At 29.7% G+C, this 25,537-nt stretch carries 18 protein-coding genes and 1 riboswitch; of the genes, 7 read left to right on the top strand and 11 right to left on the bottom strand.

Annotated features, from left to right (window positions below; all coding sequences use genetic code 11):
• Positions 1–8: 8 nt before the first annotated feature.
• On the bottom strand, positions 9–692 hold the full coding sequence (locus CURI_RS06050; protein WP_014967346.1) for a hypothetical protein: 684 nt from the start codon (positions 690–692) through the stop codon (positions 9–11).
• A gap of 270 nt (positions 693–962) precedes the next feature.
• Here CURI_RS06050 and CURI_RS15000 point away from each other — a divergent pair, with 270 nt between their 5' ends.
• On the top strand, positions 963–3,077 hold the full coding sequence (locus CURI_RS15000; RefSeq protein ID WP_144276004.1) for a putative bifunctional diguanylate cyclase/phosphodiesterase: 2,115 nt from the start codon (positions 963–965) through the stop codon (positions 3,075–3,077).
• Positions 3,078–3,157: 80 nt separating this feature from the next.
• Here CURI_RS15000 and CURI_RS06040 read toward each other — a convergent pair whose 3' ends face one another.
• Positions 3,158–4,720: a PspC-like choline-binding domain-containing protein gene (locus CURI_RS06040; protein ID WP_014967344.1), complete on the bottom strand. Its 1,563-nt coding sequence runs from the start codon at positions 4,718–4,720 to the stop codon at positions 3,158–3,160.
• A 231-nt stretch (positions 4,721–4,951) separates the two neighbouring features.
• On the opposite strand from CURI_RS06040, the gene CURI_RS06035 reads away from it, so the two are divergent.
• Positions 4,952–5,233 (top strand): hypothetical protein, encoded by a 282-nt coding sequence (locus CURI_RS06035; protein ID WP_014967343.1) that lies wholly within the window; start codon positions 4,952–4,954, stop codon positions 5,231–5,233.
• Positions 5,234–5,372: 139 nt separating this feature from the next.
• Here the strand turns inward: CURI_RS06035 and CURI_RS06030 are convergent, their stop codons facing one another.
• Positions 5,373–6,200 carry a DegV family protein gene (locus CURI_RS06030; protein WP_014967342.1) on the bottom strand — a complete coding sequence of 276 codons (828 nt, stop codon included), beginning with the start codon at positions 6,198–6,200 and terminating at the stop codon, positions 5,373–5,375.
• Positions 6,201–6,373: 173 nt separating this feature from the next.
• Here CURI_RS06030 and CURI_RS06025 point away from each other — a divergent pair, with 173 nt between their 5' ends.
• The gene (locus CURI_RS06025) at positions 6,374–7,504 is read left to right on the top strand and encodes a YibE/F family protein (RefSeq protein ID WP_014967341.1); all 1,131 of its coding nucleotides are present in this window, start codon (positions 6,374–6,376) and stop codon (positions 7,502–7,504) included.
• Positions 7,505–7,584: 80 nt separating this feature from the next.
• Here CURI_RS06025 and yjbM read toward each other — a convergent pair whose 3' ends face one another.
• From yjbM to CURI_RS05990, 7 genes are all read right to left on the bottom strand, one after another.
• On the bottom strand, positions 7,585–8,364 hold the full coding sequence (gene yjbM / locus CURI_RS06020; protein ID WP_014967340.1) for a GTP diphosphokinase: 780 nt from the start codon (positions 8,362–8,364) through the stop codon (positions 7,585–7,587).
• A gap of 57 nt (positions 8,365–8,421) precedes the next feature.
• Entirely contained in the window at positions 8,422–8,997 is a 576-nt protein-coding gene (locus tag CURI_RS06015) for a xanthine phosphoribosyltransferase (RefSeq protein ID WP_014967339.1), read from the bottom strand.
• A gap of 206 nt (positions 8,998–9,203) precedes the next feature.
• Positions 9,204–12,632: a pyruvate carboxylase gene (locus CURI_RS06010; RefSeq protein ID WP_014967338.1), complete on the bottom strand. Its 3,429-nt coding sequence runs from the start codon at positions 12,630–12,632 to the stop codon at positions 9,204–9,206.
• Positions 12,633–12,661: 29 nt separating this feature from the next.
• Positions 12,662–13,909 (bottom strand): glutamate-5-semialdehyde dehydrogenase, encoded by a 1,248-nt coding sequence (locus tag CURI_RS06005; protein WP_014967337.1) that lies wholly within the window; start codon positions 13,907–13,909, stop codon positions 12,662–12,664.
• 80 nt (positions 13,910–13,989) lie between these two features.
• Positions 13,990–14,787 carry a glutamate 5-kinase gene (gene proB / locus CURI_RS06000; protein WP_014967336.1) on the bottom strand — a complete coding sequence of 266 codons (798 nt, stop codon included), beginning with the start codon at positions 14,785–14,787 and terminating at the stop codon, positions 13,990–13,992.
• Positions 14,788–14,918: 131 nt separating this feature from the next.
• On the bottom strand, positions 14,919–16,844 hold the full coding sequence (locus tag CURI_RS05995; RefSeq protein ID WP_014967335.1) for an aconitate hydratase: 1,926 nt from the start codon (positions 16,842–16,844) through the stop codon (positions 14,919–14,921).
• 39 nt (positions 16,845–16,883) lie between these two features.
• The gene (locus CURI_RS05990) at positions 16,884–18,191 is read right to left on the bottom strand and encodes a beta/alpha barrel domain-containing protein (protein WP_014967334.1); all 1,308 of its coding nucleotides are present in this window, start codon (positions 18,189–18,191) and stop codon (positions 16,884–16,886) included.
• 830 nt (positions 18,192–19,021) lie between these two features.
• Between CURI_RS05990 and CURI_RS16330 the strand changes: the two genes are divergently transcribed.
• Entirely contained in the window at positions 19,022–19,147 is a 126-nt protein-coding gene (locus CURI_RS16330; RefSeq protein WP_266353931.1) for a hypothetical protein, read from the top strand.
• 415 nt (positions 19,148–19,562) lie between these two features.
• Here the strand turns inward: CURI_RS16330 and CURI_RS05985 are convergent, their stop codons facing one another.
• Positions 19,563–20,807 carry an NAD(P)-dependent oxidoreductase gene (locus tag CURI_RS05985; protein WP_014967333.1) on the bottom strand — a complete coding sequence of 415 codons (1,245 nt, stop codon included), beginning with the start codon at positions 20,805–20,807 and terminating at the stop codon, positions 19,563–19,565.
• An 825-nt stretch (positions 20,808–21,632) separates the two neighbouring features.
• A riboswitch (Lysine riboswitch) is annotated at positions 21,633–21,790 on the top strand.
• 101 nt (positions 21,791–21,891) lie between these two features.
• Between CURI_RS05985 and lysA the strand changes: the two genes are divergently transcribed.
• The 3 genes from lysA to CURI_RS05970 all read left to right on the top strand — a co-directional run bounded on the left by lysA (position 21,892) and on the right by CURI_RS05970 (position 25,505).
• A complete protein-coding gene (gene lysA, locus CURI_RS05980; protein WP_014967332.1) occupies positions 21,892–23,193 on the top strand; it encodes a diaminopimelate decarboxylase in 1,302 nt (433 codons plus the stop codon).
• A 12-nt stretch (positions 23,194–23,205) separates the two neighbouring features.
• Positions 23,206–24,411 carry an aspartate kinase gene (locus CURI_RS05975; RefSeq protein WP_014967331.1) on the top strand — a complete coding sequence of 402 codons (1,206 nt, stop codon included), beginning with the start codon at positions 23,206–23,208 and terminating at the stop codon, positions 24,409–24,411.
• A gap of 101 nt (positions 24,412–24,512) precedes the next feature.
• On the top strand, positions 24,513–25,505 hold the full coding sequence (locus CURI_RS05970; RefSeq protein ID WP_014967330.1) for an aspartate-semialdehyde dehydrogenase: 993 nt from the start codon (positions 24,513–24,515) through the stop codon (positions 25,503–25,505).
• The last annotated feature ends 32 nt before the right edge of the window (positions 25,506–25,537 follow it).

The following is a 25,537-nucleotide window of genomic DNA, read 5'->3' as shown; positions in this document are numbered from 1 at the left end:
ATTCATTTTTATAGACTTCTATTAACAAAGTCTATTATATCCTTAAAAGAATCTATCATTTTCTTAAAGTTATACATGTTAAAATTAGGATCTCTAAAATCCCCGCTTATTTCAATTTGCATAGTTGGTATCCTGCAGTTCATTGAAGTATATTTGCTTATAGTATAGTTTTTACTTGCCTTAAACTTTTTATCTACTACAACCTTATCTACTCCATTTTTATTAAATATGTTTACAGCTTCATTTGAAATATAGTTATTCCCTAATAAATTTCTTCCGTCATCTGTACCTAGCTCTATATAATATCCTCTAAATCTACTACTCCAACTCCCTACCATACCATGAATATCTATTAACATTTTTATGTTTTTCTTTTTTATTATATTTTCTATCGCATATTTATATCTCGTTTCTAAAACATAATTATCATCTATTCCATCATTGTGATACTTATATATTACATTTACATCTTTTACCTCATGAAGTAGCTTAGCTACACTACCTATATATTTTTCCCTTTGCTTTAATCCTCCTCTCCTTATCTGATTTACAGAGTGAGCACAAGATATTAGTATTGGAACGCTTCCATCTACCACTTTAAATGACTCATTCTCAGTTTTAATTCCATTATAGTTGTTTAGTGAGAACTCTTCTTCTAATCTGTTTATATAGTCTAAATTAAATATACTCAATTTCTTCCCACCCTATATTATAGTTTGAATTTTTAGTCTATTTTATTTATATCTTTAGTCTGTATTAGCATATAACTATTATAACAAAATACTATATTTATTTTAATATTAATCAATTAGTATCCATATTCTATTTTAAAATTAATTGATTAATTTATATATAAAGTAATGATATAATACTTTTACATATGTTTTTAAAAGGAGGTGTTAATTCTGAAAGCCAAGGATAAGCTCTATATTTCTATACAAATTTTTATAGCAATAATTCTATTGATACTATACCAATTTATATTTTATAACTATAAAACAACCGAATATGATAATGATCTATACAGTGTAATTAATGACTTATCTAGTGATCTAAAGCAAGACATATATGATAACTTTGGTATTATAAAAGCTTTCGCTCGTGACTTAGATTCAGAAAGTTCAATGACTGAAGAAAATTTTAATACTTTGGCAAAAAAATATATTGTTCAGTATCCAAATATAAAGTACTTATTACATAAAAATAAATATACTGTTACTAATATCGTATATCCTTTAAAAGAAAATAAATATCAATTAAGCAAATCTCTTGATGGAAGAACTGAAGAATTAAAAGCAATTGAAAGTTCTTTAAAGTTTAGAGATATAACTATAGGCTATCCATATGACTATAAAAATGTGGATGATAAGTCGAGAACAATAAGTATAAGATATCCTTATTTTAAAGATGATGAATTTGGTGGATTACTTATTTTGGCTATAGACTCTTCTAAAGTTGTTGAAAGAAGATTATCTTCAAATTTATTAGAAAGATATGATTTTAAGTTTTACGATTCCAATATGAATGAGTTCTTTAGCAGTACATCTCAAAAAGTTTTAAATGGTAATATAGAGCAATTTAAAGTAGAAGATATTGTGTGGAATATTGAAATAAAAGATAACATAAATTCAAAAAAAACAATACTTTTTCATATGATATTAAATTGTATAATATTTATTGTTTTGTTCTCTATATTCATATTCCTAGAAGTAAAAATATTTAACAAAAATGAACACATCGAAGAATTAAAATCATTAAAAGAAAAAATAAAACATTTAGCATACTACGATAGTCTAACTAATCTACCTAATAGACCTAAAATAATTACTGTTTTAAACAAATACATAAGTAATTCTAGTAATAACCTAAAAAAATGTGCTGTTATTTTTATCGATTTAGATAGTTTTAAAAGCATTAACGATAATTTAGGTCATAGCTATGGTGATAAACTACTTGTACTGGTGTCTGAAGCTTTCAATAAGTTTACTAATAATAAATTTATAGCATCAAGAGTGGGTGGAGATGAGTTTGTATTTTTAATGCTAGATATAGAAAATAGTATTGACGCTGAAAATCTTTGTAGTAAGTTATTAGATGAGATAAGCTCAACTTTCTATATTCAAGATAAAGAGGTAAGTACAACTGCAAGTATTGGTGTTGCAATGTATCCTGAGCATGGTGATGATGTAGATGAACTATTTAAAAATGCAGATACTGCTATGTATAAGGCAAAGCTCAATGGTAAAAATAAATATGCTTTATTTGATAAAAGTATGAGCGCTGAAATAGAGAGAAAAATTTATATTAATCGATTCTTAAAAGAAGCTATAGCAAATCAGGAGCTATCAGTCCACTATCAACCTCAATTAGAATTAAAAAGTAATCAATTCTATGATATGGAAGCATTGTTAAGATGGAATAATAGTTCTTTAGGCTACATGTCCCCCAGTGAATTCATACCTGTAGCTGAAGAAACTGGGCTAATAAGAGATATTGGAGAGTGGACGATAAAAGAAGTCTGTAAGCAATTGAATATATGGGATAAGTTAGGATATGAATTCAGAAGTGTTTCTATAAATATATCTCCTATCCAACTTTATGATAAATCCTTTGTAAGTAAAGTTAAAAATATTTTAGAAACTGAATCTATAAATATAAGTAGAGTAACATTCGAAATAACTGAACAAGCGTTGATTAAAGATTTAGATCAATGTATTAATACTATTAAAGAACTTAGTATTTTAGGTTTCACTATATCACTAGATGACTTTGGTACTGGATATTCTTCATTGAGCTATCTAGCCAAATTGCCTATAGACATATTAAAAATAGATAAGTCATTTATAGATAATATAACAAGTGATGAATATGACCTAGCATTATTAAAAGGCATTATTGATCTTGCTCATTCAATAAAATTAAAAGTAATAACAGAAGGTATCGAATGTAGAGATCAGTTTGACATATTAACTAATATGGGTAGTGATTTTATACAAGGATACTATTTTTCAAAGCCAATAGCTGGTGAAAATATCTGTAAATTTAAAGACAGTTTATTGAAGAAGTCCGATTTATAGACTATATGAATATAACAATTATTGAAAAGGTTTGTAATCTAGTTAACCTTGTCATAATTGTTATATTTCATTATTTAATACTAGTCTAAGTATATTTTTTCACCATGATAAACTCTTATTAAACTTATTTTATTTTCGTTATGTTCTTCTATTTTATATTCTAAACGCACTTGTTTGTATTCATTTAACATTATATCTATATAAAAATTTTCTTTTTTCTCTTTTTTTCTAAAGTTTCTTGACACAGTTTCTGGATTTTTAGCTTCCTGAAGTTCTTTAATTACTCTTTCTATTTTTAATCTGTCATTAAGTCTATATTCAACTACCTCTTTTATAAATTGAGGTTGAATATCTATATCCTTAAAATATAGACTCCACAAGTTCTTCAGTTTCTTATATCTTACCTCTTTCTCTTCTTGATACTCTTTTTCAGCCTGCCTTCTTACTTTCTTTAATCTTTTAATTTCTTCTTGTAAATATTCTACTTTTATGGTTATATTGTTTATATTTTTATCATCACTTTTAATTCCTTCTGTTAAGTTTATTATCTTAACCTCTTTCTCTTTTATCTCATTTTTTATGTCTCTTACTTCTTGTTTTTTAAAGTCAAACTCTTTTTTCATTTCATTATATCTATTTAGTACTTTACTATCTTTTATTTCAATTCTGTCTGATAAATATCCAACTTCCTTTTCCAATACTTCTAGATTATTTACTATGTATAATAACTCACTTTCTATATCTATTATCTTTTTATTAAGTTGCTTATTTGTATTTTCTGTTTCCGATCGAGCATACTTTTTGTTTTCTAGTGATTTTTTTACTTCATCTAACTCATTCTCTAGATCCATATGTCTTATTTCATTTTCATCAAGTTCATTAATAGCCTTTTGATAATTTGATTTTAGTTTAAAAAACTGATCATCTTCCTTTATCATTTCATCCTTAACTATACTTAAACTACTACTTGGTAACTCCTCAATATATGGACTAAACTTCTTACCATAATTTAAAGCTGAAATCCATATACTTTGACTTAATATTTCTCTATCTATTTTCTTAGACCCATAAATTATATCTTTAGACTTTATATTTTCGATAATAACTTCCATTAGAAAGTTTATATTTATATGTACTTCTTCCAATTTAATCTTTTTATCTTCTTCATCTTCACTATCTTCATTGGCTTTAAGCTGTAAATATTTTTTCACTTTTCCATTATATATATCAAATATTTCATCTATCTTTCGAGCTGGTGTTAAATAGTCACCTATATTCAATATTTTAATTGCTTCATTTACTATATCTAAAGAAATTTCCTCTTCTGAAAGCTCTATATCTGATTCTACCTTATCACATAAAAGAAGTTTTAATTTTATATCAAGTTCTTGTCTAGATAATTCCATTAACTTTTGTTTATTTTCTTCCAGTATTTCATATATCTCTTTAGTTTTTATTTCTTCTGTCTCCGTGTCTTTATCAATATTATTCCATATCTTTTTAATAACTTTCACTGTGCTTTCCTTAACTTTATTTGTATAAAGCCTCATAGAGTTTGTAAAATTAATAGTTTCAAGTATCGTTATTTGATCTATAATTTGTTCGTCAGTTAAATTTTTATAACCATCGAAAATCGTTGTCATATGCTCTCTCCTATTATCGTTTATTGTCACTTTCTTTCAGTATAATATATTTACTACAAAATAAAAAGGGTATTAAGGTAGATTTCTTAATCTAATGCTATTTTAATCATAAATATGCATAATTTTATGTGTATTTTATGACAATTTTCTATTTTGTTATTAACACTATAGACCTTTTTTAATATTAACCTATAATATGAATTATATAATATAGGTTAGGAGTGATCATTCATGGATATATCTCTAGAAGAAAGAGAATTGTTTGTAAATAAAGTAAGAGAAGGTGTTAAGGATCTAATAGATTTGAATAAGCTAGATGACTTAGATGACTTTGATGGTGGATTATACATAACTAATGTATTTTCTAAAGTATTTAAAGATACCTTTGGTGAAAGCCAGCCTGATGATTCAGCACAAAAGTCAATAAAAACTTTCTTATGGAGTTCAGTTTATAGTAACTTAGAAATAGAAAAATATGAAAGATATATACTAGAAAGTATAAAGGAAAAGTAGGACTTATTGATTAATCTACTCATTTATAGTGAATATGTATATAATAAATATAAAAATAAGCAGATATCCTAAGGACAAATTCTTTAGATATATGCTTATTTTTATTTATAATAAGTTTTATTCAGGCTAATTTAATAAATTACCAGCTAGAACATATTCCTATAGCTTTCGGTCCTAAATGTGATCCTATAACTGGTCCAAGCTCGTTTAAATTAACTTCTGCATCTTTAAACTTCTCTTGTAGTGTTTCTTTTATTTTCTCTGCTTCTTCTAGATTTTGGATATATTCTACACTTATTACTTTAACATTCTCAGGAATCTTGCTAATCATAAAGTCTATAGCTTTCTTCTTACCTCTTAGCTTATCTGTAGCAATAAGTTCTCCATCTATTAATCCAATAATAGGCTTTATATTTAATAATGCCCCTATAATTGCCTGTGCATTTGAAAGTCTTCCGCCTCTCTTTAGATATTCTAAAGATTCCACAGTTAAATTTATATTCGTATTTTTTCTAGCATTATTTATTTCTTCTAGTATCTCTTCTCTACTTGCTCCTTTTTTAGCTAGATTTACAGCAATATCTATGAGAACTCTATAATTACCTACTGCTGTTTCTGAGTCTATAACAGTTATTTTTTCAGAGTCTATCATTTCAGCAGCCATACATGCGCTGTTATAAGTTCCACTTAGTTTTGAAGAGAATGTTATAGCTAAAATTTCATCTCCTCTTTCAAAAGCTCGCTTATATGCTTCTACAAATTCTCCCATTGGTGGTTGTGATGTTTTTGGAAAATCTTTTGTACTCTGTAATCTATTGAAATACTCATTAAACGTTCCCGGGAGACCTTCTTTATCAGTCTTTCCATCAAGCTCTACAGAAAGATGAACTACTTCTATATTATTTTCTTTTATGTAATCACTAGATATATATGAAGTACTATCGACTACAATCTGAATATTGCTCATATTTAAATCCTCCTATGAAATATCTTATTAATTCCAATATTATAATGCCACAAATTTATTATATCATTTATATGTATGGAGTTTATATATTACTTTAAAATATTATATAATTTTTAATATTATATTCAGTAATGATATAATAGTTATTATTAATATTCTTGGAGGTATGTTTTGTGAAAAAATTATTTATTTTTGTACTTACGCTTATTCTCAGCTTATCTAGTTTAGTGTTTGCTGATAACCCTAGCGAAAGTACTGATAGCCAGAATCATGAGTTATTATCTGCAAAAGGAAAGGTATTAAAAATAATATCTGATAGTGGTGATAGTGAAAATAACAATTCAGAATTATCTTTCAGAAAACAGATAGTCAAAATTAAAGTATTAGATGGAACTTTTAAAGATCACGAGTTCATAGTTGAGAACAGTATGAGTGGTAATTTAGCTTATGATATTGTATTAGAAGAGGGCGATAAAGTTGTATTAAGTATAGAAGATAAAGGAGAAAATAATATTAATGTTTATGTAAGTGATTTTGTAAGAGATACATACTTGTTTGTCTTAGTCATTATTTTCATAGTTTCTTTAATAGCTATAGGTGGATTTAAAGGTGTTAAGTCAGTAGTTACGTTATTAATTACCGGATTTATAGTACTTTATGTAATGTTACCTTTAATATTAAAGGGATACGATCCTTTATTAGTAACCATTGTATGTACTATATTTATAACTCTTATTACTTTCTTTATAATTGCAGGAGTAAATATGAAATCAGTATCTGCAATTGTTGGTACTACTGGTGGTGTATTATTTGCAGGTTTTCTAGCTTATATTGTAGGTTCTCTTGTTAGACTTACTGGATTAAGTAGTGAAGAAGCTAGTATGCTCATGTTTATTCCTCAAGAAGTAAACTTTGACTTTAGAAGTCTTCTTTTTGCAGGTATAATCATAGGTACTCTTGGAGCTGTTATGGATGTTAGTATGTCTATATCTTCAGCTATGTATGAACTTAAGGAACTTAGTCCTGACACTTCTTATAAATCCTTGGTCAAATCTGGATTAAATATAGGTAAAGATATTATGGGAACTATGTCAAATACCCTTATATTAGCTTATACAGGTAGTTCTATTCCTCTGTTGCTATTATTTATGGCATACAACACTTCCCTATCAAAGATTCTTAATTTGGATCTTATAGCTACAGAAGTAGTTAGAGCCTTGGTAGGTAGTATTGGTCTTGTATTAGCTATTCCTATAACTGCTTTATGTACTGGGTTTATAATCAAAGTTAGAAGTGATAAATAGCATAATTACTATATAAAAATATAACTAGGCTCGATATTGATAATATCGAGCCTAGTTATATTTTTACTTACTCATATCTATTATAAAAGTTCATCTAATCTATTATTAAATTCCACTAGCTCTTTGTAACTTCCTTTATCTTTGAGCTCCCAAAATTCCTTTTCTATGTTCTCAATATTTTCTGATTTTCCTCTGAAATATACTTTTTGTATCTTCCCTAAAACTTCAGCTATAATAGATGACCTAGATCTAAACATTCCTTGAGCATCTATTATTTCATCTTTTATTTCAGACATCTCTTCATCTAGTAAAAATGCTGCTTCTGCTGCATTTTTAAGCCTTACTCTTATATCTTTAGGTATGTTATACTTAAACTTATAATTTAAAGAATGTTCTATAGTAGCCCAAAAATTCATAGCTAAGGTTCTTATTTGAATTTCTGCTAGTATTTCTTTTTCACCCATTGCAGTATGTACTCTATATTTTATAATTATATGATAACTCCTATATCCACTCTCTTTAATATTTGTTATATAATCCTTCTCATATACTATCTTTAAATCTTTCCCATCTCTACTTCTTATTAAGCTTACTACTTTCTCTATATCATCAACTAACTGGCACATTATACGTATACCTGCGATATCCTCTATTTCTTCTTCTATCTTATCTATAGGTACATCTAGTTTTCTAGCCTTCTCTAATATACTAGAGATCTCTTTAACTCTTCCTGTTACAAACTCTATAGGAGAGTATTCATCTGCCCTTTTATAGCCACTTCTAATACTTTTGAATTTTATCTTTAACTCTTCTACAGCTTGTTCATATGGAATTAGTATCTTTTTCCAATCTAGAATCATTTGTATCCCCCGCTTATCTTAATTCAAAGCACTATCAGAACTTATTATTTTTATAAACTAAATTTCTCTAAATTTAATCTCATTGTTTTCTAAAGAATCTACTATTGCAAGTGACTTTAAATTTATTCCTTCTTCTCTTAGTTTTTGACCACCTTTTTGGAATCCTTTTTCTATAACTATTCCTAGTCCTTCAAAAGTTGCTCCTGACTGTTTCACTATATCTATAAGTCCTAGCGCAGCTTCTCCGTTAGCTAAAAAGTCGTCTATTACTAATACATGATCATCTTTAGTTAAAAACTTTTTAGACACTTTTATCTTATATGTTTTTCTCTTTGTATATGAATATACATCTCTTTCATAAGTTTCTTTATCTAAATTTTTTGTTTCTGTTTTTCTAGCAAATAATACTGGCACTCCATATTGCTGAGCAACTATACTAGCTATTGCTATTCCAGACGTTTCTATTGTAAGTATTTTTGTTAATTTATCTGTATTAAATAATTTTTTAAACTCTTTTGCAATTTCGATTAAAAAAGGAACATCAAGTTGATGATTTAAAAAGCTATCAACTTTTAGTATTCCACCTTCTTCTATCGTACCTTCTTCTCTTATTTTATCCTCTAAAGCCTTCATAAGCGAGTCCTCCCCAAATTATAAAATAGTTATATTATTAATATTTCGGCTGTATATATTTCGTAACTCCGTATAATCATTATTTTTTACGTGTTAATTGCTATTATACAGCCTCTATGGCTAAAAATCAAATATTTTTGACTGCGTTAGTATCTCTGATCTTTTCTTTTATAAAATTGAAAATAGGAGTCATTTAGACTCCTATTTTAGCTTAAGTTTATTAACAATTGTCCAACATCTACCATTTGTCCTTCTTTTACTAAAATTGACTCTATAGTACCGTCTGTAGATGCTGCCACATTAGTTTCCATTTTCATAGCTTCTATTATTGCAACTGTTTGATTTGCTTTTACTTTTTCACCTGATGTTACTAATATCTTAGTAACAGTACCCGGAATACTAGCTCCAATTTCAAGTTCGTTTTCAGGATCTGCCATTTGAGTATTTATAACTTCTTTTAATACATTGCTTCCCTTATCATGTATTTTTATAGCACGTCTTGAATCGTTAACTTCAAAGTAAAGAGTTCTATTTCCATCATCTTCTAATCTTCCTATCTCAAGAAGTTTTATAACTAGTATCTTACCTTCTTCTATTTCTACCTGGCAAGTTTCTCCTTCTCCTAGTCCGTAGAAATAAATATCAGTACCCATTCTACTGAAGTCACCATTTTCTTTTACATAAGTTACATACTCTTCATACACTTTTGGATATAGCGCATATGCTAGCTTATCTTTCATAGTTGGCTCTATATCAAACTTTTCTTTTAGGTATTCTCCTATTTTATCAAAATCTTCTGGTTCTAATAACTCCCCAGGTCTACAAGTTATAGGCTCTTCGCCTTTTAGAACTAATTTTTGTAGTTCTTCAGGAAATCCTCCTATTGGTTGACCCATCATTCCACTAAAGTAGTTTACTACAGAATCTGGGAACGACATATCTTTACCCTTTGTATATATGTTTTCTGCTGTTAAGTCATTTTGAACCATAAATATGGCCATGTCTCCAACTGTTTTAGATGATGGAGTTACCTTAACTATATCTCCAAACATTTCGTTAACTTCTTTATACATTTCTTTAACTTCATCAAATCTATGACCTAGACCAAAGCTTTCAACTTGTGGTTTTAAGTTTGAGTATTGCCCACCAGGTATCTCGTATTTATATATCTCAGTAGTTCCTGATTTAAGCCCTGATTCAAATTGACTATATGCAGGTCTTACTGCACTCCAGTAGTCTGATATTTGTTGTAAGCCATCTAGTTCCATACCTGTGCTTCTACTTGTATTCTCAAGAGCTGCAACCACAGAGTTTAGTGCTGGTTGACTAGTAAGTCCTGACATACTATTAAATGCAGTATCTACTATGTCTACTCCTGCTTCTGTAGCCATTAATATAGCTGCTACCCCATTTCCACTAGTATCATGAGTGTGTAAGTGTATTGGTAAACTTATTTCCTCTTTTAATGCTTTAACTAGCTTATATGCAGCATGAGGTTTTAATAATGCAGACATATCTTTTATTGCTAAAATATGTGCTCCCATTTTTTCTATTTCCTTAGCTGTTTTTACATAATAGTCTAAAGTATATTTATCTCTACTGTCGTCTAGTATATCTCCTGTATAACAAATACATGCTTCTGCTACTTTTCCTGTTTTCAGTACTTCATCTATAGCTACTTCCATTCCTTTTAACCAGTTAAGTGAATCAAATATTCTAAATACGTCTATTCCCGTTTGAGCTGATTCTTTTATGAACTCTCTAATCACATTATCTGGATAGTTTTTATATCCAACACCATTTGCCCCTCTTATAAGCATTTGGAATAGTACATTTGGTATTTTACTTCTTAAAAGTTCTAATCTTTCCCATGGAGACTCTTTTAAGAATCTATATGCTACGTCAAATGTAGCTCCTCCCCATAATTCTAATGAGAATAAGTCTTTAGCAAGTACAGACGTTGCCTTAGCTACTTTTACCATGTCTAGTGTTCTCATTCTAGTTGCCATAAGTGATTGGTGAGCATCTCTCATAGTAGTATCTGTAAGTAAAAGCTTTTTACTATCTTTTATCCACTCTACTAATCCATCTGCACCTTTTTCATCTAATATTTGTTTTGTTCCATACAGACTTTCCGGCATCTCATATTTAGGAACTATAGGAACATCTACTTCCGGTCTTACTCGCTTTCCTTCGTTTATTACTTTTTCACCTATATAATTTAATACTTTAAGCTCTTTGTCCGCTTTAGTTCCTATTATAAACAACTCTGGGTTATTTTCAATAAATCCTGTATCACAGCTGCCCTTTTTAAATTCTTCGTGATTCAACACATTTATTAAGAAAGGTATATTAGTTTTTACACCTCTAATTTTTAATTCTCTTAGAGTTCTATTTGCTTTTCTTATAGTATCTTCAAAAGTTCTGCTCCATGATATTGCCTTAACTAAAAGACTGTCATAGTAAGGACTTATTACTGAACCTGTAAATCCATTACCTCCATCTAATCTTATTCCGAACCCTGACCCTGTTCTATAAAGGTCTATCATACCTGTATCTGGTGCAAAATTGTTTAATGGATCTTCCGTTGTAACTCTACATTGTATAGAATATCCTTGTGTTTTTATACTATCTTGAGATTCTATCCCTATTTCTTTTGAGTCTAGAGAGTATCCTTCTGCTATTAGGATTTGACTTTGAACTAAGTCTACTCCTGTAACCATTTCTGTTATAGTGTGCTCAACTTGAATTCTTGGATTCATTTCTATAAAGTAATGGTTTCCATGCATATCTAATAAAAATTCTACTGTACCTGCACTTCTATAGTTAACAGCTTTAGCTATTTTAACTGCATCTTCACACATTTTTTGTCTTTGTTCTTCAGTTATAGAAAGAGCTGGAGTAAATTCGATGACTTTTTGATGTCTTCTTTGTATAGAGCAATCTCTTTCATACAAATGAACTATATTACCATATTTGTCTCCTAAAACCTGTACTTCTATATGTTTTGGCTTTTCTATATACTTTTCTACGAATACATCATCTATACCAAACGCCTTTTTAGCTTCATTTTTAGCACTATGGTATTCAGCTATAAGATCCTTTTCTTCTCTAACTATTCTCATACCTCTACCACCACCACCGGCAGAAGCTTTCAGTATTACTGGGTATCCGCACTTTCTTGCATATTCTAACGCTTCTTCTTCTGAATAAGCAGCTCTTTCAACACCTGGAATAGTAGGCACATTCACACTGTTTGCAACTATTTTAGACTTTATTTTGTCTCCTACCTTATCCATCATTTCATGAGTAGGTCCTATAAATTCTATACCTGCCTCCTCACATTTACGAGCAAACTCTGTGTTTTCTGAAAGAAAACCATAACCTGGATGTATTGCATCTACACCTTTTTTCACTGCTAATTTTATGATCTCATCAATATTCAGATATGCCTCTACAGGTCCTTTGTTTTTACCTATTAAATATGACTCATCTGCTTTAGTTCTAAATAAAGAGTTTTTATCCTCATCAGAGTATATAGCCACAGATCTTATTCCTAGTTCACTACATGCTCTAAATATTCTTATAGCTATTTCTCCTCTATTAGCTACTAATATTCTTTTAAATCTTTTCATATCATCGCCTCTTTCGCCTAAAAAATCATTTACCCTCTTATTTGACCATTACCGTATATTATATATTTAGTAGAAGTTAATTCTCTTAATCCCATTGGTCCTCTTGCATGAAGCTTTTGAGTACTTATACCTATTTCTGCTCCGTATCCAAATTCAGACCCGTCAGTAAATCTTGTTGAAGCATTTACATATACAGCTGCTGAATCCACTTCATCTAAGAATTTTTGTGCATTAAAGTAATTTTTAGTAATAATAGATTCTGAGTGCTTTGTGCTGTATTTATTTATGTGATCTATAGCTTCCTCTATAGATTCAACCGTTTTTATAGCTATCGTAAAGTCTAAATACTCTGTACCCCAATCATCCTCAGATGCCTCTATTATTTCTGGTATAAGACTTTTAACTACCTCATCTCCACGAACTTCTACATTGTATTCTTTTAAACTCTCATATATTGGTCTTATAGCTTCTTTAACTATGTCTTTATGAATTATTACCTTTTCTATAGAATTACATACACCTGGTCTTTGTGTCTTAGCATTTACTATTATAGGAACAGCCATATCTATGCTAGCTTCACTGTCTACGTATACATGACAGTTTCCAGCTCCAGTTTCTATAACTGGTACAGTACTATTTTCAAGTATTGCTTTTATAAGTCCCGCTCCTCCTCTTGGTATAAGCACATCTAGATATTCATTTAATTTCATCATTTCGTTTGCTACTTCTCTAGATGTATCTTTTACAAGCTGTACAGATTCTTTTGGAAGTCCACATTTTTCTAGTGCATCTTGTATTATATTTATGGTAGCTATATTAGTATTTATAGCTTCTTTTCCACCTCTTAAAATAACAGCATTTCCCGTTTTTAAACATAACCCAAATCCATCTACTGTTACATTTGGTCTTGCCTCATATATAATTCCTATAACTCCTAAAGGCACTCTCTTTTGCCCTATTATAAGTCCGTTAGGTCTTTTTATAGTAGATAATCCCTCACCTATCGGATCATTTAACCCTACTATATCTAGTAATCCATCCGCCATAGATTTTATACGTTCATCATCTAATGTTAGTCTATCTAAAAGTGCTCCACTAATTCCATTTGCTTTAGCTTCAGTCAAATCCTTTTTATTAGCTTCTAAAATTTCTTGTTTTCTATTTATTAAAAATTCAGCCGCTGTTCTCAAGCCTTCATTTTTTTCACCCGAAGATAATCTAGCTAATATAGTACTTGCTTTTTTAGCATCTTTACCCATATCTATTAAATTACTCATATCTTCACCACCTGATTATAGTTTTATAGATTATACAACACTTTAGTATGTTAATGCAATACTTTGCTTAAATATACAATCTATTTACCTGACAAAAATAAAGTTCCTATTTCTTTTGCATCCAATATATCGTATATAATTTTAGGATCTTCGCCATTTGCTATTACAGTATCTATTCCATAGCTACAGCATATCTTTGCTGCTGATATCTTAGTAACCATTCCACCCGTTCCTAGTTTACTTCCAGCTCCATCAGCTGCACTATCTATTTCCTCATTTATTTCTTCCACTACAGATATAATTTCTGCATTTTTATCTTTTCTAGGATCTGCTGTAAATAGTCCATCTATATCTGTAAGTAGTATAAGTAAATCAGCACCTACTAAAGAAGCTACTGTTGCTGAAAGTGTATCGTTATCTCCAAACTCTATCTCAAAAGTTGATATAGTATCATTTTCATTTACTATTGGAATTACTCCCATATCCAGAAGCGTATTAAATGTATTTTGTGCGTTCTCTTTTCTTATGCCACCATCCATAACATCTTTAGTTAAGAGTATCTGTGATACTGGAGTGTTGTATTCTTCAAAGAACTTTTGGTATATTTTCATAAGGATCGCTTGACCTACAGAAGCTGAGGCTTGCTTTTCTGGTAATGTAACCTCTGTTCTATTAAGACCTAGTCTTTCTACTCCAACTCCTATAGCCCCTGATGAAACTAGTACTATTTTTTTATCTTGATTATTTAAATCAGACAATACTCTAGCTAACCTTTCTATACGCTCTAAGTTCAGCTTTCCATTTGAGTAAGTTAAGCTAGAAGTTCCTACTTTAATTACGATTTTTTCAGCTTGTTTTAGTTTGCTTCTGACGTCCATTTCTTTTCTCCTTTTATATTATATATAAATATAGATAACCAAAATCAATTAAGATCCTGATTATCTATACTTCGATGTTTAGTCTAGACATTATAACACATCTAGCCTAAATTTGCATTAATTACATATCTTTATTTGTTGCTTTGTTTAATCACGTTTAGAAGTCCACCTGCTTCTAACATGTTCTTTTGTTTTTCAGTTGCATCTAGGTTTAGCTTATACTCTTTATTTTTAGTAACATTTTTGATGATTAATGTACTACCTTTTACTTGATCTGTTGCATTTTCTATTACTAGTTCATCTAGAAGATCTATATCATCATAATCATTTTCGTTCTCAAATGTTAATGGAAGTATTCCATTATTTATTAGATTTTGTTTATGGATTCTAGCAAATGATTTAGCTATTACCCCTTTTATTCCTAAATATAGTGGAGCTAACGCTGCGTGCTCACGACTTGATCCCTGTCCATAGTTTGAACCACCTATTATAAACCCTCCACCATTTTCTTTAGCTCTTTGTGGGAACTCAGGGTCACATGGAGTTAAACAATAATCTGATAAATAAGGTATGTTTGATCTATATGGTAATAATTTAGCATTTGAAGGCATTATGTGGTCAGTAGTTATATTATCCTCTACTTTTATTAATGCTTTTCCTGTTATATTTTCTGCTAATGGTTCTGCTTTAGGGAATGGTTTTATATTAGGTCCTCTTACCACTTCTATATCATTATTTGATTCAGCAGGTGCTATTACTAAATTATCATTTATTAAGAAGTTTTTAGGTTGTTCTATGTCAAATCCCTCTATATAGTTTCTTGGATTAGTAATTTGTCCTGTAATTGCCGAAACTGCTGCTACTTCAGGGCTTACTAGATAAACATCAGCTGAAACAGTTCCTGATCTACCTTTAAAGTTTCTGTTAAATGTTCTAAGAGAAACTGCATCTGTACTTGGTGCTTGACCCATACCTATACATGGTCCACAACCACACTCTAGTATTCTAGCTCCTGCCGCTACTAATTTAGCAAGTGCTCCGTTTTCTGCAAGCATATTTAAAACTTGCTTTGATCCTGGCGATATTACTAGTGAAACATGTTCTGATACAGTTTTACCCTCTAATATGTCTGCAACTTTCATCATATCTGTGAATGATGAGTTCGTACAACTTCCTATCCCTATTTGATTAACTTTTGTACCTTCTACTTCAGTTATAGGTACTACAGCATCTGGGCTATGTGGACATGCTATTAATGGCTCTAACTCATCTAAGTTTATTACTATTTCTTCATCATAAACTGCATCCTCATCTGCTTTTATCTCTAAATAATCTTCTTCTCTTCCTTGAGCTTTTAAGAATTCTAAAGTTACCTCATCTGATGGGAATATTGATGTAGTAGCTCCAAGTTCCGCTCCCATATTAGTAATTGTAGCTCTATCTGGAACTGTTAAACCTTTTATTCCTTCTCCACAATATTCAAATACTTTGTTTACTCCACCTTTTACCGTACATCTTCTTAATACTTCTAATATTATATCTTTAGATGCTACTCCAGGTTTAAGCTTTCCTTTTAACTCTACTTTAACTATAGAAGGCATAGTTATATAGTACTCTCCACCAGCCATAGCTACAGCAACATCAAGTCCTCCTGCACCTATAGCTAACATTCCTATTCCTCCGTTAGTAGGAGTATGGCTATCTGATCCTAATAAAGTTTGACCTGGAATACCGAATCTTTCTAAGTGTACTTGGTGACATATTCCGTTACCTGGTTTTGAGAAGTATATACCATGTTTCTTTGCTACAGTTTGTATATATAAATGATCATCTGCATTTTCTGGTCCTGCTTGTAACATATTATGATCTATATAAGCTACTGATCTTTTAGTTTTTACTCTATCTACACCCATAGCTTCAAATTGTAAATAAGCCATAGTACCAGTTGAATCTTGTGTTAATGTCTGATCTATTCTTAGACCAATTTCAGTTCCTTTTATTAGTTCACCACTAACTAAGTGATCTTTTATAATTTTCTGTGCTACTGTAAGTTTCATTTAAATACCTCCAATTCTAAAATAACATCTTAATAATCTTTACTTACTTTCTTCTATATTAAATAAATATTGATCTGCAAGTTCTTTTAGTTCCTCATTTCTTATAACAGTAGTCCTTCCACTTTCATACTGTTCATCAACCCACTTTTTAATAGGCACTATTCTTGGGTCTCTCTTATCTATTTTAGCATCATCTTTCAACTTGAAATATCCATTTACCCATGCTGCTATTCCAGCCATTCCTGAGTACTCATTAACAGCAACTATTGATGGTCTATTTAATATTTTCTCAGTATCAAAAGCATTGTATATCTCTTCATTCTTTAATATTCCATCAGCATGAATTCCTGCTCTAGTTACATTAAATTCACTTCCCACAAAAGGTGTTCTCTGTGGAATTTCATAATTCATTTCTTTTTGGAAATATTCTGCAATGTCAGTTATAACTTTTAAATTCATATTTTTTGTAGTTCCTGTTATTTGACCATATTCGAATACCATTGCCTCTAATGGACAGTTTCCCGTTCTTTCTCCTATACCAAGTAAAGCACAGTTAGCTCCAGATCCTCCATATAACCAAGATGTAGTTGTGTTTGTAACTACTGAATAAAAGTCATTATGTCCATGCCACTCTATAGCTTCTGACGGAACCCCACCATGAGTTCTTAATCCATTTATAATAGCTGGAACACTTCTAGGTAATTCTACTCCATTATATGGAACACCTAAACCTAATGTATCGCATGCTCTTACTTTAACTTGTATGCCATATTTCTGTGAAAGCTTCATCAATTCTGTAACTAACGGTATTACGAACCCAAAGAAGTCTGCTCTAGTTATATCCTCTAGATGGCATCTTGGTTTTATTCCATTAGATAGTGCATCTTCAGCTATATCCAAATATGATCTCATTACATCTTCTCTATTGCTGCCTAGTTTGTCAAATATGTGATAATCTGAACACGACATTAAAAGTCCAGTTTCTTTTATTCCCATATTCTTTACTAATTGTAAATCATTTTTAGTAGCTCTAATCCATGAAGTTATTTCAGGAAATTCAAATCCTTTTTTCATGCATTCTTCAACTGCTTTTCTATCTTTATCTGAATATAGGAAAAATTCTGATTGTCTTATTACTCCCGATCCATTATCTAACTCGTGTAGATATTCATATAGTCTAACTATTTGCTCTACAGTAAATGATGACATTGATTGTTGTCCATCTCTAAATGTAGTATCAGTAATCCAAATTTCCTTTGGTAAATCCATTGGTATTTGTACATTATTAAACGCTATTTTAGGTATTTCTGAGTAAGGAAATATTTCTTTATATAGCTTTTTAGTCATAACTCATAATCTCCTTCCAATAACAATATTTTACTTTATTATACAAATTATTTTTATGCAAGTTTTCTCTTTCTTCCATTCAATTAGTATATAATGTTTACAATTTACTTTATATGATAAATAAAGTCTGTGATTTATATTTATAAATCAAATTTATACCGTTCTTATTCGCCTATTTCTCCAACATCTTTAGGATTATTTGAGTTGTGTTTGAAATATTGAACAATTTAAGCTTTTCTTGCCATTTTACTACTTTTTATAAAAACTTTCGTATATAAATATATTTGAAATTTTACCATATTCATTTACAAATAACAAGTAAAAAATAATTTAAAAATGCAAGTTTATTAAATAAACTTGCATTTCATTTTTTATTTTTTCTTTTAGATACATTAAATTCAACATTTTTGCTACTTTTATACAATTTCTAGCACTCTTGCTTAAAACCTTTTTGCTAAACTTGAATTTACAATAATAAAGAGAGTATTTATATCTAAAAAATTTGTTTTTAGATTTTAGCATTAAAAATTCTGTTATTTCTTGTTTATAGCATTAAAAATTCCCCTTATATCATCATAGTCAATATAATATCAATCTTATCTTTATCTAAAATTTGTCTTATAATTTAAAATAAATTATAGATATTATTAACTGCAAGATACATATCTTGAAAATTCATTTCTAATTTTACACTCAACATTTTCTCATATGTTTAGTACAATAAATGATTTTCGACATCATTATTAATGTTTAAATATATATAAGCTCTGTGAAAGATTTAATTTGAAAAGAAAAAACTGAAGTTCACACTTAAGAAGCAATGAAAGATTTTGAACTTAAAAGGAAATAAATTAGGTATTAAATCAAAGTATTTTACTGACTATAAGTTGATAATAGCTACTGAAATACAATATTTATCTATGGAAGAATTAGAAGCTAAAATATTTTTCAACTAACTAAACAAAAAACAGGAAAGGCACAGTAATTCTAAGTAAGATTAATTTACCAGATTTGAGATGATACTTAATAGATAATATTCTAGATAGTATTATTTTTAATATACTAGTGCATAGTTCTAGGTGAATAAATATGCTAGTTTACTCTTACGAATTGTCTATTTTTCTCTCTAAAATATCTAGTAAGTAAAACTAGTAAAATTATACTTAGAAATATAGACATAATCATTTAAAGTAGAGGTTCTTTCCAATATTAGTTGAGAGCTATAACTCTTCATCACACAAGTAGTGTTAACTTAAATTCATTATATAAAGATACTTACTTCAACTAATATTGGTAGAGCCAGAATAGTTTTGATCTCAATAGTTTTTTGAATATGCAAAAAAACTATTAGACATTATTCTATCGTACTTTTTATATTTCATATTTTTCTGTTACATATTTATCAATTGAATCTGCAACTTTTTTAGATAATCGAACAGCTTCTACAACAGTTTTTGCTCCTGTTACAACATCGCCAGAAGCAAATACTCCTTCACGAGTGGTTTGCCCTATTTCATCTATAGTTAAAAGTCCTTTATTATTTATCTCTATTCCTTTTGTATTAGATACTATAACACTTCTTGGTCCTTGACTAATTGAAATAATTACAGAGTCCACTTTAAATATATCTTCTGATCCTTTAATTTCAACAAGTGTTTTTTCGCCGTTTTCATCGATTATTTTCTCCGTACAAATGTACTTAACACCTTCATCTAAAATTTCTAGTGGGGACTTATTAAGTTCAAACTTAACTCCATCTATTTTAGCATATTCTACTTCATGTTTACTTGCAGGGATTTCATCAAATCCTCTTCTATACATTATATATGCTTCTCTAGTACCATTTCTGATAGCTGTTCTCGCAACATCCATAGCAACATTTCCAGCTCCTATTATACATACTTTATCTCCTAAGTTATAAACTTCTGGATTCTTTAGATAGTCTATTGAATAGTGAACGTGTCCAAGAGTCTCTCCTTTAATTCTAAGTGGAAATGGTCTCCAAACCCCAGTTCCTATAAATACAGCTTTAAATCCATCGCGGAACAAGTCATCTATTGATATAGTTGATCCTATTAAAGTATTTGGTCTTATTTTTACACCAAGTTCAATAAGTTTTTCTTTTATTCGTTCTAGGTTCTTTTTAGGTAATCTAAACTCTGGTATACCATATCTTAAAACTCCTCCAATTTTATCGTTGGCTTCAAATATAGTTATATCATATCCTTTTTTAGCTAACACAAAAGCTATAGTAATTCCGGCAGGTCCAGACCCAATTATAGCAACTTTTTTATCTGGGTTTTTTTCAGGTTTATTTCTCTTAATATTTAAGTAGTAACTAGATATATAATTTTCAATAGAACTTATGTGTATAGAATTCCCTATACTAGCAAGTACACAACTTCCTTCACATTGAGTGTCATGTGGACACACCAGTGAACATACAACCGATAGAGGGTTGTTTTCAAAAAGTGTTTCACCAGCTTTAGCTATATCTCCATCAAGCAACATCTTTATAACTTCATTTACTGGTGTATTTACAGGACACCCAGCCTTACATCTTGGCTTCTTACACTGTATACATCTTTTCGCCTCTTCAATAATATGCTTTCCCATAATTTGCAATCCCCTTTCTATTTATATACTTACATATTTACTATTAAGTGTTTCTTCAACTTTAATTATATTTTTATAAATTAACGTATTTATAACTTCATTTGTTGGTGCTTTTGCAGGATATGATCTTATATTTTTCCTGTATATTGTATACATGTTTAGACGTTATTCAAGAGTGTGCTTTTCTATCACTTGCAATCCTCTTTCTATTTATATACTTACATATTTATTATTAAGTATTTCTTTAACTTTAGTTATATCTTTATAAAACGATACCTTTATAACTTTATTTGCTGGTGTTTTTGCAGGATATGACTTTATATCCTCCTTTGTATATTGTATACACATTTAGACATTTTTTAAGGACTTGCTTTTCTATCACTTGCAATCCCCTTTTTTATTTATATATCTATATATTTACTATTATAAGTCAAATAAACTATTTTGCAAGTAAAAAAATTAATTTCTTCATAATTTGTATAGGACTTTTATACTAACCTTCTATGCTATTTAAGTCCTAGAAAGTTTAAAGTGCTAAATAAGTATTCTTTTATACTAAGTATCTATCTATAGTTAGCATAAAAATATTCAGTGATTTTATAATTAAATTCTATTTTAAACCCTACTTTTTTAAAATAACATCTTAAATCTAGCTATTTTACACTGTCCCAAGTATGTTTCTCAATATTATATTTATCCCTAATAAAATTTAGAAATAATGTTTAATAGATACTTAATTTAATTTTTTAAGATTTTTCTAAATTCTTCTTGACTTTCATACTTTAATTTGTTAACATATTCGAAACAATAGAATATATTAAAACAATATGTTATAGGGGCCGCGGTTGTAAATAGTACTTTTGTAGGAAAGGTGCAATCGCCGAAATACACTATTTAATTTGTGTATTGGGACTATGCTGAATAAGTATAGTACTGTCAACAGAATTTTTGCCCAATTTTCTGCTGGAGCACTTATCATATTGTGGGCGAAAGGTTTATATACGTTTGTTTTTGTTTATAAAACAACTTCGAGCACCTTTTGCTCTTAGTTGTTTTTTTGTATAAAAATTTAATGAAAGTGGTGATGCTATTGAAACTTTTTGGAACTATGAAAGTAAACAATAACGTACTAGAAATAGGTGGTTGTAATGCTTTAGACCTAGCAAAAGATTTTGGAACTCCATTATATGTTGTAGACGAACAATTGGTAAGAGATACTTGTAGAATCTATAAAGATAATTTTGTTTTAGAAGGAATAGAAACTGAGGTTGTATATGCATCTAAAGCTTTTCAGAATATCGGAATGTGCAAACTTATTGCTGAAGAAGGCTTGGGCTTAGATGTAGTATCTGGTGGAGAATTGTACACGGCTTTAAAAGCAGGATTTAACCCTTCAAAGATATATATGCATGGTAATAATAAAACTAGAGAAGAATTAACTATGGCATTAGAGCATGGTGTTGGAACTATAGTTATAGATAATGAGCAAGAAACAGATCTTATTGAAGAGTTATGTGAAAGCTTAGGAAAGAAAGTTAACGCTATACTAAGAGTTAATCCCGGAATAGAAGCACATACTCATGAGTATATTCAAACTACAAAAAATGACTCTAAATTCGGCGAATCTATTCATGATGAAAAAATATTTAGCTTTATATCTAGACTTAAAGATAGCTCTCATATAAACTTTAAAGGTTTCCATTGCCATATAGGATCTCAAATTCATCAAGAGGAGTCTTTCTATTTAGGGGCTACTATAATGCTTGAGTTCTTAAATAAAATTGAAGAAACATGTGGATTCGTTACTAAAGAATTAAACCTTGGCGGTGGATTTGGTATTTACTATAGCGAGGAAGATACTCCTATGGACATGACTGCTTTTCTAAAAGAGCTTCTAGTTAATATAAAAAATAAATGCGATGAACTAAATATCGAGGTTCCAAAGATTATAATAGAGCCTGGTAGATCTATTATTTCAAATGCTGGTACAACTCTATATAATGTTGGTGGAACTAAGTCAACTTATGGTGGAAGAGATTATATATTTGTTGATGGAGGTATGGGTGATAATCCTAGACCAGCACTATACTCTGCAGTATACGAAGCATCTATTGCTAATAAAATGAATGATGACTCAACAGAACTTTATACTATAGCTGGTAAGTGCTGTGAATCTGGAGATATAGTAATAAAGGATATAAAGCTCCCTAAAGCTGAAGCTGGTGATATAGTTGCTGTAGCTAGTACTGGAGCCTATAACTATAGCATGGCTAGTAACTACAACAGAATCGGTAGACCTGCTGTAGTATTTGTAAAAGATGGATCTTCTAGAATTGTAGTTAAAAGAGAAACTTATGAAGATTTAATAAAAAACGACATAATGTAGGGAGGTCAAAAATTGGCTACTGTAGTTCAAAAGTACGGTGGATCTTCTGTTGCCACTGTAGATAAGATAAAAGAGATAGCAAAAAGATTAATACAGGAAAAAGAAAATGGAAATAACGTAGTTGTTGTAGTCTCTGCAATGGGTAAAACTACTAATGGACTTATAGATATGGCTAATCAAGTATCTAAAAATCCTTCTAAAAGAGAAATGGATATGCTCCTTTCTACTGGAGAACAAGTAACTATATCGTTACTAACTATGACCCTTAAGTCATTTGGTCATGACGCTATATCTTTAACAGGATTTCAGGCTGGTATATTAACTGAAGGCTCTCATACTAAAAACCGTATAAAAGATATTAATATAGAAAATGTTAAAAATTATTTGAAAGAAAATAAAATCGTTGTAGTAGCTGGATTTCAGGGAATGAATGAAAATGGTGATATAACTACTCTAGGTAGAGGCGGATCTGATACTACAGCGGTTGCATTAGCAGCAAAATTAAAGTGTCCTTGTGAAATATATACAGATGTTGATGGCATTTATGGAATAGATCCAAGACTATATCCTGAAGCTAAAAAACTTGACTATATAACTTATGAAGAAATGATGGAGATGGCAAGTTTAGGTTCTGGAATAATGGAAACAAGATCCGTTGAAATAGGTCTTAGGTATAATGTACCTATATATGTAGGATTAAATTCTGGTGAGAAAAATGGAACTTATATAAAGGAGTTTGATGAAACTATGGAGCAAAATTTAGTTACAGGTGTATCGGCTACGGATAATATTTTAATGGTAACTTTAAATAATATCCCTTATAACCCTAAAAATATATCAAGTATTTTTGAAAGCTTAGCTGTTAAAAATGTAAACATAGATATGATAAGTCAGACATCACCATCTAATAATCATGTAGATGTTTCCTTCACTACTTCTAAGGATGATGAGTCTATTATAGATGAAGCTATCTCTGCTTTAAAATCAGATATACCTGAAATTGACTATATAAAAGAATCTAATCTTGCAAAAGTATCTGTAGTAGGTACTGGTATGAGGAATCAATCTGGAGTAGCTTCAAAGATATTTAATATATTTGCTGAGAATAATATAGAATTCAAGCAAATAACTACTTCTGAGATAAGCATCTCTTATACTATAAAGTCTAATGATAAGGAAAAGACTGTTACTATCTTATGTAAAGAGTTGGGTTTATAACATTTTATAGCATAACGAATGTACCTATGTCATTTAATGTTGTATAATATATTATATAAGTTATATTAATTTTAAAACAAATAAATTTGAGGTGATTTTAAATGAAAAAAGTTAATTTAGCAATAGTTGGTGCCACAGGAATGGTTGGTAATACATTTTTACAAGTACTAGAAGATAGAGATTTTCCTTTTGAAAATTTATATTTATTTTCCTCAGCAAAATCTGCTGGTAGTAAGTTAACTGTTAAAGGAAAAGAGTATACTGTAGAAGAACTAACAGAAAATTCTTTTGATAAAGATATAGATATAGCTCTTTTCTCTGCTGGTGGTACTATAAGTGAAAAATTTGCACCAATAGCAAGAGATAAAGGAATTATAGTTGTAGATAATAGTAGTGCTTGGAGAATGGAAAAAGATATTCCTCTTGTAATACCTGAAGTTAATCCTGAAGCTATAGAAACAGTTATAAAAGAAAGAAAAGGAATAATAGCTAATCCTAACTGTTCTACTATTCAATCAATAGTACCGCTTAAACCATTACACGATGCTTTTAAATTAAAAAGAATTATATATTCTACTTATCAAGCAGTTTCTGGTTCAGGTGTTAAGGGTGTAGCTGATTTAGAGAACGGAACTACTGACAACTATCCTTACCCAATATCATACAACTGCCTTCCTCATATAGATTCATTTTTAGAGAATGGATATACTAAGGAAGAAATTAAAATGATCGATGAAACTAAAAAAATATTAAATGACTATGACCTAAAAATAACAGCTACTACAGTAAGAGTTCCTGTAAAGAACGGTCATGCTGTTTCAATAAATCTAGAATTCGAAAAACCATTTGAATTATCTGAAGTGTTTGAATTATTAAAAAATGCTCCTGGTATAGTTGTACAAGATGATCCCGCTAATCTTGTATACCCAATGCAAATAGAAGTAAGCGGAAAAGATGAAGTTTACGTTGGAAGAATAAGAAGGGATTTTAGTGTTGAAAACGGACTAAATCTTTGGGTAGTTGCTGATAACATCAGAAAAGGTGCTGCTACTAACACTATTCAAATAGCTGAATTACTTGCAAAATCACTGTAACTTTTATCTATCATATAGTATATCATGTAATA

The sequence above is a fragment of the Gottschalkia acidurici 9a genome, assembly GCF_000299355.1.
GTDB classification, from domain to species: domain Bacteria; phylum Bacillota; class Clostridia; order Tissierellales; family Gottschalkiaceae; genus Gottschalkia; species Gottschalkia acidurici.
The sequence above is the reverse complement of the archived record's forward strand: the minus strand, read 5'-3'. Positions and strand labels throughout refer to the sequence as shown.